General features: G+C 64.0%; 3 protein-coding genes. 1 reads left to right on the top strand and 2 read right to left on the bottom strand.

The annotated features are described in order from the left end of the window. Nucleotides 1-658 precede the first annotated feature (658 nt). Nucleotides 659-13,555, bottom strand: a complete 12,897-nt coding sequence (locus APH41_RS17830) for a non-ribosomal peptide synthetase (RefSeq protein ID WP_054920431.1) — start codon at nt 13,553-13,555, stop codon at nt 659-661. A 51-nt stretch (nt 13,556-13,606) separates the two neighbouring features. Further along, entirely contained in the window at nt 13,607-14,359 is a 753-nt protein-coding gene (locus APH41_RS17825) for a thioesterase II family protein (RefSeq protein ID WP_054920428.1), read from the bottom strand. 301 nt (nt 14,360-14,660) lie between these two features. Here APH41_RS17825 and APH41_RS17820 point away from each other — a divergent pair, with 301 nt between their 5' ends. Then, nucleotides 14,661-15,212: an RNA polymerase factor sigma-70 gene (locus APH41_RS17820; protein ID WP_032904207.1), complete on the top strand. Its 552-nt coding sequence runs from the start codon at nt 14,661-14,663 to the stop codon at nt 15,210-15,212. Nucleotides 15,213-15,330: the final 118 nt, after the last annotated feature.

The raw sequence follows: 15,330 nt of genomic DNA, 5'->3' as shown, positions 1-15,330 counted from the left end.
ACACAACTTCGGCACGACGCTAAATCTGTGGCGAGGGAGCTTGCTCCCGTGACGGCCTGGCAGCCGACACAGATATAACTGATGCCCCGCGATCCAATGTGCGAGCTGGCTTGCCTGCGATGAGCATAGGTATCTACACAACTTTGTGGGTTGTAACAGCAGACGGTAACCACGATGCGAAGCGAGTCGCTCTTGATCTGCTTTTGATCTTGATCTCAGGCGCCCCGTTAAACCACGCTGGCCGAACGCTGGCTTGAATTCGTGGGTAACCCGGCAGGACGCCGGGTTAGCCGCCCCGCGCCATGGATGGCGCGTGGCGGCGGCCCACGGATTCAAGCCTGTGTTCGGGCACACCGAGCCTAAGCGAGGTGCCGAGTAGTGGGGCAAGAGCGTTTTGCTTACTTTTGCGCTTTTCAAAAGTGAGCCGCTGTAAAAGCGGAACCCTAAGTGGCCGTTACCGCAGGAATGGATATGTACTCGGTATAACTGCGTCGGCTGTCAGGCCGCCATCGCAGGCAAGCCAGCTCCCACATTTGGATCGCGGTGCACCAGCTCGATCAGCGTCGGCTGCCAGGCCGTCACGGGAGCAAGCTCCCTCGCCACAGGTCCAGCTGTGTAGATGCCTATGCTGCAATGAGGCCCTGACAGACAACGAAGATCAAAGCCCCTCCAACTCCGCCATCAAATCGCTCAACCGATCCACCTTCTCGGCACTGATCTCATTGCCCGCCACCCCCTCGATATACTCGGCCAACTCCGCCACGGTGCTGCACTCGAACATCGCCCGCAACGGCACATCGCGCTGCAGTGTCTTCTGCACCCGCGAGGCAATCTGCGTGGCCAGCAGCGAGTGCCCGCCCAGTTCGAAGAAGTTGTCCTGCACCCCGACCCGCTCGACCTTCAGCACCTCGGCCCAGATACCCGCCAACGTAGTTTCCAGTTCAGTGCGCGGCGCCACATAGTCCTGATTGTGCAACTGGCCGATCTCCAGGGCCGGCAGGGCCTTGCGGTCGAGCTTGCCGTTGGCATTCAGGGGCAGGCGGTCAAGCCATAGCCAATGCAGTGGCACCATGTATTCCGGCAGTTCGGTACGCAGGCGTTGCTTGACGCGCTCCAGCTGTTCACTCGGTTCCAGCGTGGCATCGGCGGCCACCAGGTAGCCGACCAGATGTTTGCCATTGGCCCCCTCTTGCACACCCACCGCCGCGTCGCGCACGAGGGGTTGTTCATGCAGGCGCGCTTCGATTTCACCCAGTTCGATGCGGTAGCCGCGAATCTTCACCTGGTGGTCGATACGCCCGACATACTCCAGCACCCCATCGCTGCGACGCCGTGCCAGGTCGCCGGTACGGTAGAGGCGCTCACCAGGCGCGCCAAAGGGATTGGGTACAAACACCTGGGAGGTGCGCAGCGGATCGCTGACATAGCCACGACCGACACCGGTGCCGGCGACGCACAACTCGCCCACCGCCCCTTGAGGCACCAGCTCTAAAGCGCCGTCCAGCAGGTACAAGCGGTTGTTGTCGGTCGGCGTACCAATCGGCAGGTAAGTGCCACGGGTCGACGCCAGATCGACGCGGAAGAACGCCACATCATCGGAGCATTCCGCCGGGCCGTAAGCATTCACCAGGCCAATCTGCGGGTAACGCAGCAGCCACTGATGGGCCAGCTCAGGTGGCATGGCCTCCCCGGTCGGCAACATCCAGCGCAGGCCCTCGAGGCTGATACGCTCCTGGGCCAGCATGCCCTGGATCAGCGACGGCACACTCTCCAGCACGGTGATGCCCTGTGCTTGAACGTGGGCCAGCAACCCTTGCGGATCATGGGCGATGGTATTGGGCACAATGTCCACACGCGCGCCAAACAGCGGCGCGGCGAGGAACTGCCACACAGAAATATCGAAGCTTTGCGACGCGGTCTGGGCGATCACATCGGCATCGCTCAGGTTCAGGTACGGTACCTTGCTCAATTGGTTATTGAGCATGCCGCGCTGTTCCACCATCACACCCTTGGGCAAGCCGGTGGAGCCTGAGGTGTAGATCACGTAAGCAAGGTTGTCCGGGCCACTGTAGACACCTGGGTTTTCACCACGGGCGGGAATTTCCTCCCACACCAGCAACTGGCAATCGACACCTTCGAGCAACTCGACGGCCTGCTCGCGGCACGCCTCGGTGCAAACCAGCAGCGGCGTGCGGCTCATGTCGATGATGCGGCTCAGGCGCGGGCCGGGCAGCCCTGGGTCCAGCGGCAGGTAACCGGCACCGGCCTTGAAGCTGCCGATGATCATGCCGAGCAAGTCCAACCCACGTTCAGCCAGCAACGCCACCGGTTGGTCCAGGCCCACACCGGCCGCAATCAACGCGTGGCCCAGGCCGTTACTGCGGCGGTTCAGTTCGTCGTAGCTCCATTGCTGGTCCAGGCAACTGGCGGCGATGCGCTGCGGATGCTCTGCCACCTGGGCCTCGAACAGCTCGATGTAGCTCGTCTCCAGCGGATAGGCTCGCTCACTCTGGTTACAGCCCGCCACCAGGAATTCACGTTCCTGCTCGCCAATCAGCGCCAGCTCGGCCATGTCGCCATGGAAGCCCTGCACCAGCGCCAGCAACAGGCGCTTGAACTCAGCGAGCATGCCTTGCACGGTGCTTTCGTCGAAATAACGCTGGTCGTAGGACAGGTGCAAACCGAGGTCATCGCCGGGGTAGCACACCGCCGTCAGCGGGAAGTTGGTGTGGGTACGCCCGGAATCCGAGGTGGCGTTCAGGCTTTGTGCACGGTCCAGCACCGAGACTTCCACTGGCGCGTTCTCAAACACAAACAGGCTGTCGAACAGCGGCTGGCCTTTGGGCAATTCGCTGTGTTCCTGGATCGTCACCAACGGAAGGTATTCGTACTCGCGCAGTTGCATATTGCTGTCGAGCAAGGCGCTCAACCACTGGCGCACGCTGCACGTCTGGCCGTCCTCGGGCAGTTTCACCCGCAGCGCGATACTGTTGATAAACAGCCCCACGGTGCGTTGCATCTCGGGCATGTCCACCGGGCGCCCGGCCACGGTGACGCCGAACAGCACGTCGCGATCGCCACTCAAACGCCGCAGCACCAAGGCCCACGCCGCCTGGGCGAAGGTGTTGACGGTGAGCTGATGCGCCTGGGCCAGTTCGCGCAGTTGCGCACCGTCGCGGGCATCCAGGCGGGTGTAGCAGTCGCCCACCACCATGCCGCCACTGCCACCGGCGTGTTCGCGCAGGAACGGGCGGTCACTCGGGATCGGCGTGGCGCGCTCGAAGCCTTGCAAGTTTTGCTGCCACCACTGGCGCGCCTCGTTGAGGTCCTGGCGTTGCAGCCAGGCAATGTAGTCGCGATAGCGCGGCGGCGTCGCCAGTTGCGCATCGCGGCCTTCGCCCAGGGCTGTGTAGATATCGAAGAAGTCATTCATCAGCAGCGAACGGCACCAGGCATCGATCAGGATGTGGTGGTTGCTCATCATGAACCAGTAGCGCGCCTCGCCCACGCGAATCAGGCGCAAGTGGAAAGGCGCCTGGTTGAGCAGGTCAAAACCGGCTTCGCGCTCGGCCTTGAGCAAGGCTTGCAGACGCGGCTCCTGCTGATCCTGCGGGTCGGCGCTCCAGTCCAGGTACTCGATCGGCGTACTGCCGGGCTTGTGGATCACTTGCAGCATGTCTTCGCCGACGTTCCAGCAGAACGAGGCGCGCAAGGCTTCGTGGCGGGCGATCACCGCTTGCCAGGCCTGTGCAAAACGCTCCGGGTCCAGGGCGCTGTTGATGCGGTAGCGGTCCTGCATGTAATACAGGCCAGTGCCGGGCTCCAGCAGGGTGTGCAGCAGCAAGCCCTCCTGCATCGGGGTCAGCGGGTAGACGTCTTCGATGGCGCTGGCCGGTACCGGCAAGGCGTCCAGTTGCACCTGGGTCAGGCGCGCCAGGGGGAAGTCGGACGGCGTGAGGCCACCGGCATCGTCCTGCAGGCAATGGGCGATAAGGCTGTGCAATTCGCCCAGGTAGGCCTCGGCCAGATCGCGAATCACCTGCTGATCATGCCGCTCACGGCTGAACGTCCAGCGTAGCACCAGCTCGCCGCCGTAGACCTGGCTGTCGATGCTCAGTTCATTGGGCAACGGCGCATCCGGGTCATGGGCCAGGCCGGCGGATTCCTCCAGCGGGTGGAACAGCGCGTCAGTGCCAAAGCTCTGGTCGAACTGACCCAGGTAGTTGAAGGTGACCTGCGCGCTCGGCAATGCGGCCATGCTCTGCTTGCACAGGTCTTCGGCCAGGTAACGCAGTACGCCATAGCCCAAGCCTTTATGGGGCACGCCGCGCAATTGCTCCTTGATCGCCTTGATCGAGTCGCCCTGCTCGGCCTGCGGCGTCAGACGCAACGGATAGGCACTGGTGAACCAGCCCACGCTGCGGGTCAGGTCGATATCATCGAACAAGGTTTCGCGGCCATGGCCTTCCAGTTGGATCAGTGCCGAGGCCTGCCCGCTCCAGCGGCACAGCACGCGGGCCAGGGCGGTCAGCAACAGGTCGTTGACCTGGGTGCGATAGGCACTCGGCGCCTGTTGCAGCAACTGCCGGGTGCGCTCGGCATCCAGGCGCACGCTGACCGTTTCGGCATCGCTATGGCGCCGTGCGCCTTGGGGACGCTGTACTGGCAAGGCCACGGTGGGGCCAGCTAGTTGCGCTTGCCACAGGCTCAACTCTTCGCGCAAGGACTCACTATGGGCATAGGCTTGCAAGCGCGCAGCCCAATCGCGCAGCGCGCTGGTTTTGGCCGGCAGGCTGACGGACTGGCCTTCACTGAGTTGGCGATAAACATTTTGCAAGTCTTCCAGCAGGACGCGCCACGACACGCCGTCCACCACCAGGTGATGGATGGCGATCAGCAAGCGCTGCTGGCCTTGCGGCCCGTCCACCAGCAAGGCGCGCAGCAGCGGCCCCTGTGCCAGGTCGAGGCTGCGCTGAGTGTCGGTGAACAACGCCGTGCACGCCTGCATGTCGCGCACCTGCGCCTGCAGCAGCACGCCGCCTTCCGGCACGCCCAGGTGTTCGGCATGCCATTGCGCATCGCGCGGGGTAAAGCTCAAACGCAGCGCGTCGTGGTGTTCCAGCACCGCCAGCAGCGCTTGCTCCAGGCGATGGGCATCGAGCAGTTGCAGTGGCTTGAGCACCAACGCCTGGTTCCAGTGCTGGCGCGCCGGGATATCGGTGTCGAAGAACCAGTGCTGGATCGGCGTGAGGCCCGAGGGGCCGGTCAGCAATCCTTGCTCGGCGATAATGAGCTCCGAGCGAGTCGCCACGGCAGCCAGGCTCTGTACGGTCTGGTGCTGGAACAGGTCACGGGGGCTGAAATGAATGCCGGCCTGGCGCGCCCGGCTCACCACCTGGATCGACAGAATCGAGTCGCCGCCCAGTTCAAAGAAGTTATCGTCGAGGCCCACTTGCTCCACGTTCAGCACCGCGCACCAGATGGCGGCCAGGCTGTGTTCCAGCTCGCTGCGCGGCGCCACGTAGGCTTGGCGATTGGCCTCTGGGTCGGGCTCAGGCAAGGCGCGGCGGTCGAGCTTGCCGTTGGCGGTCAGCGGCATGCTCTGCAGCACGATCAGATGCGCGGGCACCATGTAGTCCGGTAGTTGCGCCTTGAGGTGCGCCTTCAACGCGTCGCGCAAGGCGGCGTGCTCGGCATCGCTGACCAGGTACGCCACCAATTGCTTGCCGCTCGGCGCATCCAGTGCCAGCACCACCGCTTCGCGCACAGCGTCATGTTCGAGCAAGCGCGTTTCGATTTCGCCCAGCTCGATGCGAAAACCGCGGATCTTCACCTGATGGTCGATGCGCCCCAGGTACTCCACCAGGCCATCGGCGCGTTGGCGTACCAAGTCGCCTGTGCGGTACAGGCGCCCGCCCTTGCCAGCAAACGGGTCTGCGACAAAGCGCTCCGCCGTCATCCCCGGCCGCTGGTGATAACCCTGGGCCAGGCCGGCGCCGCCGATGTACAGCTCACCGCTGGCGCCCTGGGGCACCAGCGCCAGGTCGGCGTCGAGAATGTAGGCCACGCGCTCGCCGACGATGCTGCCGATCGGCACGCTGCCAGCGCCCTCCTCCAACTGCTCGGGCGCCAGGCTGGCCAGGGGCATCACCACGGTTTCGGTGGGGCCGTAGGCGTTGAAGAACAACTGGGGCGTGAACGCTGCGCGGATGCGTTGCAGGTGTTCGCCGGTCAAGGCTTCGCCACCGGTGATGCACATGCGCACCGGCAGCGTCTGTTGCTGGGTCGCCAGCCACTGCGCCAACTGGCTGCCGTAGCTCGGGGTGAAACCGAGCACATTGATGCGATGGGTACGGATCAGCGCGCAGATTTCCTCCGCATCCCACTGGCCCTGGGCGCGCAATACCACCCGCGCCCCGCACAGCAGCGGCACCAGTAAACGCTCGGTGGCAGCATCGAAGTTGATCGAGTAAAAGTGCAGCTCGCAGTCATCCGGGCGCATATCAAAGCGCTCGATCACCGCCTGGCAATGCATGGCGATCTCACCGTGGGACACCACCACACCTTTGGGCTTGCCCGTGGAGCCCGAGGTGTAGATGAGGTACGCCTGGTGTTGTGCCAGACTCACGAACGGCAGCGCTTCGGCGGGGTAATTCGCCAGCACCGGCGAGTCATCCTCCAGGCACCAGCACGCCACCGTCGCCGGCAACTCACCAAGAGCTTCGAACAGCGCCGCATCACTGAGCAGCAGGCCGATGTCACTGTCTTCGATCATGTAATGCAGGCGGTCCAGCGGGTATTCCGGGTCCAACGGCACATAGGCACCGCCGGCCTTGAGGATCGCCAGCAAACCGACGACCATTTCCAGCGAACGCGGCAGCGCCAGGCCCACGCGCATCTGCGGGCCCACGCCACGCTCGCGCAGCATCCAGGCCAGGCGGTTGGCGCGCTCATCCAGTTGCGCATACGAGAGGGTCACACCGGCAAAGGTCAGCGCCGGGGCATCCGGCCGCTGGCTGGCCTGCTGGCTGAACAGTTGATGGATGCACTGGTCGAGGCGATGCTCGCCCTTCTCCACCCCCAGGCTGTCTTGCAAGGCGCGTTGTTCATCTGCGCTCAGCAACGGCAATTCGCTGAGGCGCTGGCCGGGATCGGCGACCAACGCTTCGAGCAGGTTGCGCCAATGCTCGGCCATGCGCGCGATACGCGGCTCGTCGAACAGGTCGGTGCTGTAGGTCAGGCAGCAACCCAGGCGATGGTCGAGGTCGGTGACTTCCAGGTTGAGGTCGAACTTGGTCGCCCGCGCATCGTTGGCCAGGTACTCCACGGTCATGCCAGCCAGTTGGCGGCTTTGCTGGAATTCCCAGCGCTGCACGTTGCACATCACCTGGAACAACGGGTTGTACGCCGCGCTGCGCGGCGGTTGCAGGGCTTCCACCAGATGGTCGAACGGCAGGTCCTGGTGGGACTGGCCCTCGATCACGGTATGGCGCACCTGCTCGAACAACTCGCTGACCTGCATCTGCCCATTGAGCTGGCAACGCAGCACCTGGGTATTGAGGAACGCGCCAATCAAGCCTTCGCTTTCCGGGCGGATACGGTTGGCCACTGGCGCGCCGATGCGCAGGTCGGTCTGGCCGCTGTAGCGGTAGAGCAACACTGCCAGGGTCGCGGTCATGGTCATGAACAGCGTGAGGCCATGCTGGGCGTTGAAGGCACGCACGCGGGCGGCCAGCTCATCGCTCAAATCAAACCGGTACAGCTCGCCCCGGTGGCTTTGCACCGGTGGCCGCGGACGGTCGCCGGGCAGTTCCAGCAATGGGTGTTCGTTGCCCAGTTGGGCGGTCCAGTAGTCCAGCTGACGCTGGCGCTCACCGGCTTCCATCCACTGGCGTTGCCACACGCTATAGTCGAGGTACTGCACCGGCAACGCTGGCAGCGGTGAGTCGCGCTCGTCGATAAAGGCTTCGTACAAGGCGCTGAGTTCACGGGCAAAGATGTCCATTGCCCAGCCTTCGGTGACGATATGGTGCAGGGTCAGCACCAGGTAATGTTCCTGCTCGCCGGCCTTGACCAGGCAGGCGCGCAACAGCGGCCCGGTTTCCAGGTTGAACGGCGTGTGCGCCTCGACATCGGCCAGTTGCTGCAAACGCTGCTGGCGCTGCGGCTCATTCAGCGCGGAGAAATCCTGCCAGTCCATGCGCACGCCGGTTTGCGCCGAGACCTTCTGACAGGCCACACCATCGACACTTGGGAAGGTGGTGCGCAGGGTTTCGTGACGCATGATCAAGGCCTGCAAGGCGGCCTCGAAACGCCCCACATCCAGTACCCCACGCAGGCGCGCCATGCCGCCGACGTTGTAGGCCGGGCTGTCCGGTTCCATCTGCCAGAGGAACCACATGCGCTGCTGGGAATAGGACAAGGGGACCGGCTGGCTGCGGTCGACTTTGGCGATGGCAGTCTGTTGGTTGCGCTGGCCCGCCGCCTGCATCAGCCCGACCTGCTGGGCAAAATCGCCCAGCTCGCTGGCTTCGAACAGCGTGCGCAGGGGCAGTTCGACGTCGCAGGCCTGGCGGGTGCGGGAGATGATTTGCGTGGCCAGCAACGAGTGCCCGCCGAGTGCGAAAAAGTCATCGCGCAGGCCGATGCGTGGCAGGCCAAGCACCTCGCGCCAGATCGCGGCGATTTGCAGCTGCAAAGGTGTGTGCGGTTCGACGTGTTCGCGGGTTTGCCATACCGGCTCTGGCAAGGCACGCCGGTCGAGCTTGCCGCTGGGGCTCAGGGGCATGGCGTCAAGGCGCATCAGCAGCGCGGGCACCATGTACTCCGGCAACTCGGCGGCCAGGGCGGTTTTGACCCTTTGCTCATCCAGTTCGGTGTCGGCGGTGTAGTAGCCGATCAACTGTGCATCACGCACCAGCACCACGGCCTGGGCAACGCCTACCTGGGCCAGCAGGCGCGCTTCGATTTCTTCCGGCTCCACCCGGAACCCCCGCAGTTTGACCTGCTGATCGAGGCGTCCGAGGTATTCGAGCACGCCATCGGCGTTCCAGCGCGCACGGTCACCGGTGCGATACAAGCGGGTGCCCGCCGCGCCCAGCGGGTCGGCGACAAAACGTTCGGCTGTCAGCCCGGCACGGCCCAGGTAACCCCGCGCCAGGCCGATACCGCCGATGCACAGTTCGCCCGGCACACCGGCCGGCAACGGGTTGAGCTGCTCGTCCAGTACGCGGCAGATCACATTGCCCAACGGCCGGCCAATCGGCGAGCGCTCGCCATCCGAGGCGGCGCACTGCCAGTGGGTGACGTTGATCGCGGTTTCGGTCGGGCCATAGCGGTTGTGCAATTGCACCGCTGGCAAGCGCGCCAGTACACGGTTACGCAGTTCGGCGGGCAAGGCTTCGCCGCCGGAGAACAGGCGACGCAGGCTGGTGCATTCGGCCACCAGCGGCTCGTCGATAAACAGCTGCAACAGCGGCGGCACGAAGTGCAGCGTGGTCACCCCATGTTCCTGCACAAGCTGCGCGATGCGGTGCGGGTCGCGATGTTCGCCCGGCCCGGCCAATACCAGGCGGCAGCCGGCAATCAATGGCCAGAAGCATTCCCACACCGACACGTCGAAACTGATCGGCGCCTTTTGCATCAGCACATCGGTTTCGTTCAGTTGATAGGTGGCCTGCATCCACTGCAAACGCTCGGCCAGGGCGCCGTGGGTGTTGCCCACGCCTTTGGGTTGGCCGGTGGAACCGGAGGTGTAGATCACGTAGGCGAGGTTATCGCCGTGCAGGTGCAAGCCTGGCGCCTGGGTCGGCCAGCTGTCGAGGTGCAGGCTGTCCATGGCAATCACGCACACGCCTTCGGCGCTGGGCAGTTGGGGCAGCAACGCGGTCTGGGTGAGCAGCAGTTGCACGCCGCTGTCCTTGAGCATGTAGGCCAGGCGTTCGGCGGGGTAATCCGGGTCCAGCGGCACGTAGGCGCCACCGGCCTTGATGATGGCGAGCAGGCCGATCAGCAGTTGCGGCGAACGCTCGGCGGCGATGGCCACGCACACGTCCGGGCCGACGCCTTTGTCGCGCAGGTAATGGGCCAGGCGGTTGGCCTGGGTGTGCAATTGGGCGAATGTCAGGCTGCCGTCCTGCCAGACCAATGCGGTGGCGTCCGACGTCTGCTGATTGAGCAGCTCGGGCAGCCAGTGCCGGGCCGGCGCGCAGGGGGCTTCGCTCCAGGGTTGCTGTTCGTCAGCCTGCATCAACGGCAGATCGCCGATGGCGTGTTGTGGTTGCGTACACACAGCTTGAAGTAGATGGATGAAGTGCTCGGCCAGACGCTGGATGGTCGCGCAATCGAACAGCTCGTCGGCGTAGTCGAACGACAGGCTCAAGCGCCCATTGCGGTCTTCTTCGCTGTGCAGTTGCAGGTCGAACTTGGCTTCGCGGCTGTGCCAGGGCAACTCTTCGGCCAGCAGGCCCGGCAGGCGGCGCAAGGCACTGAGGTCGCGCTGCTGGTGGTTGAACATGACCTGGAACAGGCCCTGTTCGCGGGTCTGGGGGAAGGCTTCCAGCAGTTGTTCGAAGGGCAGGTCCTGATGGGCCTGGGCGGCCAATGTGGTCTCGCGAGTGGCGGCCAACAGTTGGTTGAACGGCAGGCGCCCGTCCAGCTCGGCGCGCAGCACCAGGGTGTTGATAAAGAAGCCGATCAGGCCCTGGGTTTCATGGCGTGGGCGGTTGGCATTGGGCACGCCGATACGGATGTCGCGCTGGCCGCTGTAGCGATAGAGCAAGGTCTGGAACGTCGCCAGCAGCAGCATGAACGGTGTTGAGTCATGGGCCTGGGCGGTCTGGCGGATCGCCGCACTGAGGCGCGCATCCAGGCGCTGGCTATGGCGCGAGGCGCTGTGCCGATGCTGGGCTGCACGCGGGTGATCGGTGGCCAGGTTCAGGGCCGGATGCTCGTCACCCAACTGCGCTTTCCAGTACGTCAGCTGTCGCTGGCCCTCGCCTTCGGCCAGCCATTGGCGCTGCCAGCTGCCGTAGTCGGCGTATTGCAAGGCCAGCGGCGGCAGCTCCAGAGACTGGCCTTGGGCGGCAGCGGCGTACAGGCGCGAGAACTCGTCGATCAGGATATTCAGCGACCAACCGTCAGCAATGATGTGGTGCAGCGTCACCAGCAGTTGGTGCTCTTCATCGCCCAGGCGCACCAGGGTAACCCGAAGCAACGGGCCTTTTTCCAGGTCGAACGGGCTGCGCGCCTGGTCTTCGCGAACCTCTTGCGCACGGGCTTCGCGCTCGGTGTTGGGCAGGTCACTGAGGTCGATGATCGGCAGTTCGAAATCCGCCGTAGCCTCGACACGCTGGAACGCCTGGCCGTCGCGCTCGCAGAAGCGCGTGCGCAGGGCTTCGTGACGCTGGATCAGTTGCTGGAAGCTGTGGCGCAGTGCGTCTTCATCCAGCTCGCCGCGCAGGTGCAAGGCGCCGGGAATGGTGTAGGCACTGCTGTGAGGGTCCAATTGCCAGGTGATCCACAGGCGGTTCTGTGCCAGGGATTGGGGCAGGTCTTCTTGACGTGACAGCACGTGGATTGCGCCTTGGGCCACGCCGCCATCCTGTTGCAGTTGCGCGACGGCCGTGGCGAAGGCGGCGAGGGTCGGCGCTTCGAACAGCAGGCGCAGGCTCAGTTCCAGCCCCAGGCTTTCGCGCAGGCGGGCGACCACTTGGGTCGCGGTGATGGAGTTGCCCCCCAGCAGGAAAAAGTGATCGTCGCCCGCCACATGAGCCAGTTGCAGTTGTTCGCACCAGATCGCCGCGATCTGCTGTTGCAGGTCCGATTCCAGCGCCACTTCGCTCGCCTGCCCCGGCTGCCCGGGGAACTGCGCGTAGCTGTCGAGGCTGCCATCGGCATGCCGAATCGCACAGGCCGCACGCTGCACTTTGCCGCTGGAGGTCTTCGGCAAAGCGCCTGGGTTGAGCAGCACCACCACGCTCGGAGCTTGCTGGCAGGCCTCGGCCACGGCTTGGCGGATCGCTTTGATCAGCGCTTCGGGCGGCAGGATTTTCTGCACGCTGCGGCTGATTTCCGCGGCGATGCCGATGCCTTCCAGGCCCTGGTCATTGACCGCAAACGCGGCGACCCGACCCTTGCGCACCACTTCCACTTCGCGCTCGATGGTCTGTTCGATGTCCTGGGGGTAGAGGTTGTGGCCGCGCACGATCAGCAGGTCTTTCAGGCGCCCGGTGATGTACACCTCACCGTCGCGGATAAAACCCAGGTCACCGGTGCGCAACCAGGTGCGGCCAGCATGCTGAACGAAGGTCTTGGCGCTGGCTTGCGGGTTGCGCCAGTAGCCGTGGGCGATGCTCGGGCCCGTGGCCCAGAGTTCGCCGACGCACTGGTCGGGCAGCTCGGTGAGGGTGTGCGGGTCGGCGATCAGCACGGCGTGGTTCGGCTGGCTGGTGCCGCAACTCATGATCGCAGGGCCCTGCCCCGGTTCGGCACGGTTGGCGGCCAGCGCCTGTTCGTCCAGGCGCAGGGCGGGAATGCCACGGCCACGGGTACCGCCGGCGACAAACAGGGTGGCTTCGGCCAGGCCGTAGGAGGCGAAGAAATTATTCGGGGTGAAACCACAGGCCGCGAATTTTTCCGCGAAGCGTTCCAGGGTGTCGAGGCGGATCGGCTCGGAACCCGAATAGGCGACGCGCCAGCGGCTCAAATCCAGGCGCTCCAGGGCCGACTCACTGACTCGTTCGCTGCACAGGCGGTAGGCGAAGTCCGGGCCACCGCTGATGGTGCCGCCGTATTCGCTGATCGCCTCCAGCCAGCGCAAAGGTCGGCCAAGGAAGTAGGCCGGCGACATCAACACGCAGGGCACGCCGCTGAAGATCGGTTGCAGCAGGCCGCCGATCAGGCCCATGTCGTGGTACAGCGGCAACCAACTGACGATCACGTCGTCGGGGTTGAGGTCGATGCCAAAACCACGGCGGATCAGCACTTCGTTGGCCACCAGGTTGCCGTGGCTGACTTGCACGCCTTTGGGCAATGCGGTGGAGCCAGAGGTGTATTGCAGGAACGCGATGTCGTCGGCCTTGAGGTCGGGCTCGACCCACTGGTCGGCCTGCTGCGCCTCCAGGGTGTCGACGCTCAACACCTTGGGCGCGTTTTCAATCTGCGCCAGGCCCTCGCTGAGGCTGGCAATGGTCAACAGCAGCCGCGGCTCGGCATCGCTGATGATCGACAGCAGGCGCTCCTGGTGATGACGACGCGTGGATTCCGGTGGATACGCCGGCACCGCGATCACCCCGGCGTACAGGCAACCAAAGAACGCCGCCACATAGTCCGGGCCGCTCGGGAACAGCAACACCGCACGCTCGCCCAGGCCAGCGTTGGCTTGCAAGGCAGCGGCGATGGTGCGGGCGCGTTGGTCGAGGTCGCGATAACTGAGCACCACACTGTGCTCGGCGCTCTCGGCGAGGAAGCGCAACGCCACCTGGTCCGGCGTCTGCGCAGCACGCTGTTGAAGGGACTGGGCCAAGGTGCGGGGGAGTTCGAAGGCGTCCATCATGGGGTTCCTGCCTGAAATCGGCTTACGGGAAATTCGGGAAGTCGGTGGGGTTCAGCCGGCGACGAGCTGGCGCGCCGCGCCAATGCGCCAGCGCGCCAGGTGCTCGTCGGCATAGCGACGCACGCAGCGCAGCACGGCGCTTTCGTGCTGCACGAGGAAGAAGTGATGGCCGTCAAACATGTCCAGGGAAAACCCACTGGCGGCGTCGAGTTGCCAGTCGAGCAACTGATCGGCACGCACGCTGTCCTGCTTGCCACCGAACACATGGATCGGCAGCGCCAGGGGCTGGCGCTCGCCATAGGTGAAACTGCCGCACAGCAGGAAATCGGCGCGCAGGATCGGCAACATCAGTTGCATCAGCTCGGGGTTGGCCAGGGCTTCTTCGGCGGTGCCCTGCAATTCGCGCAGTCGGGCAATGAGTTGGGCATCGGTCTTTTCGACGGCGTACTCGCTCACATCACGACGCGCCGGGCCCGCCGTGCCGGACACGAACAACGCCAGGGGCGCGGGCAGATTGCGCGCGTTTAAAGCGTGAGCCAATTCAAACGCCAACAGCCCGCCAAGGCTGTGGCCGAACAAGGCATAGGGGCCATCGAGATCACGGCTGATTTCTTCAGCAAGCTGCGCGGCCAAGGCCTTGATATCGCGCTGCAATGGCTCGTCCATACGTATGCCGCGTCCCGGCAATTCCAGCGGGCACACTTGCAGCCAGTCCGGCAAGACCCGGCGCCAGCGAGCGTAGACCGAGGCGCTGGCGCCTGAGTGGGGCAGGCAAAACAGGCGCAGCCGCAGGGACGTACTCATCCCGCGAGGACTCCGAACTGAAACACGCTGAATGCACGATAAAAACCCATCTGGTCCTCCTGCGGGTGCTGATCCTTGGCCGTTGTACTAACGAACCTGTCACCCATGAGAACGGACGGAGCCTTCAAATAATTAGTCGCCGGGGGCGAGCGAGACGCGGTTCACACCTTCGCCCAAGGCATAAGATTAGTTCGTCTTCTCATTTGACAATCATTATCATTAAGCATAATTTGTTGCCCGATATGTAGGAGGCCTCAGCAGGGATGCCCTCCCCTAACCTATTCGCAGCAAGGTGATTTCCATGACGGAACAAGTATCCACAGGCAGGTGCGATTCACCCCTTCTCCAGGCGTTCGTCGACAATCGACTGATTTTGGTGAAGATCGCGGCCCGTATCACCGGGTGCCGCTCCCGCGCCGAAGACGTGGTGCAGGACGCCTACTTCCGGCTGCAGTCGGCGCCGACCATCACCTCATCGTTCAAGGCCCAACTGAGTTATCTGTTTCAGATCGTGCGCAACCTGGCGATCGATCATTACCGCAAGCAGGCCCTGGAGCTCAAATACTCCGGGACCGAAGAGGAAGGCTTGAATGTGGTTATTCACGGCGCTTCACCGGAAACCTCGCACATCAATTTCAACACCCTGGAAAACATCGCCGACGCCCTGACGCAACTGCCCCAGCGCACCCGCTACGCGTTCGAGATGTACCGCTTGCATGGCGTGCCGCAAAAAGACATCGCCAAGGAGCTTGGGGTGTCTCCGACCTTGGTGAACTTCATGATTCGCGATGCGCTGGTGCATTGCCGCAAGGTGTCGGGCAGTCATAGTGATACGTTTGCGCGGCGGGTTTAATGCAGCGCCGACATATGTGGGTAAGGGCTCCACGGAAACTACGATGAGAAGCGAGCCGCTCTTGATCTTGATCTGCTTGTGATCTTGATCTGCTTGTGATCTTGATCTGGCTTTTGAT

Origin of the sequence: Pseudomonas sp. NBRC 111138 (genome assembly GCF_001320835.1) — a bacterium.
Lineage (GTDB): Bacteria > Pseudomonadota > Gammaproteobacteria > Pseudomonadales > Pseudomonadaceae > Aquipseudomonas > Aquipseudomonas paracarnis.
This window is presented reverse-complemented; position numbering and strand designations above follow the sequence as displayed.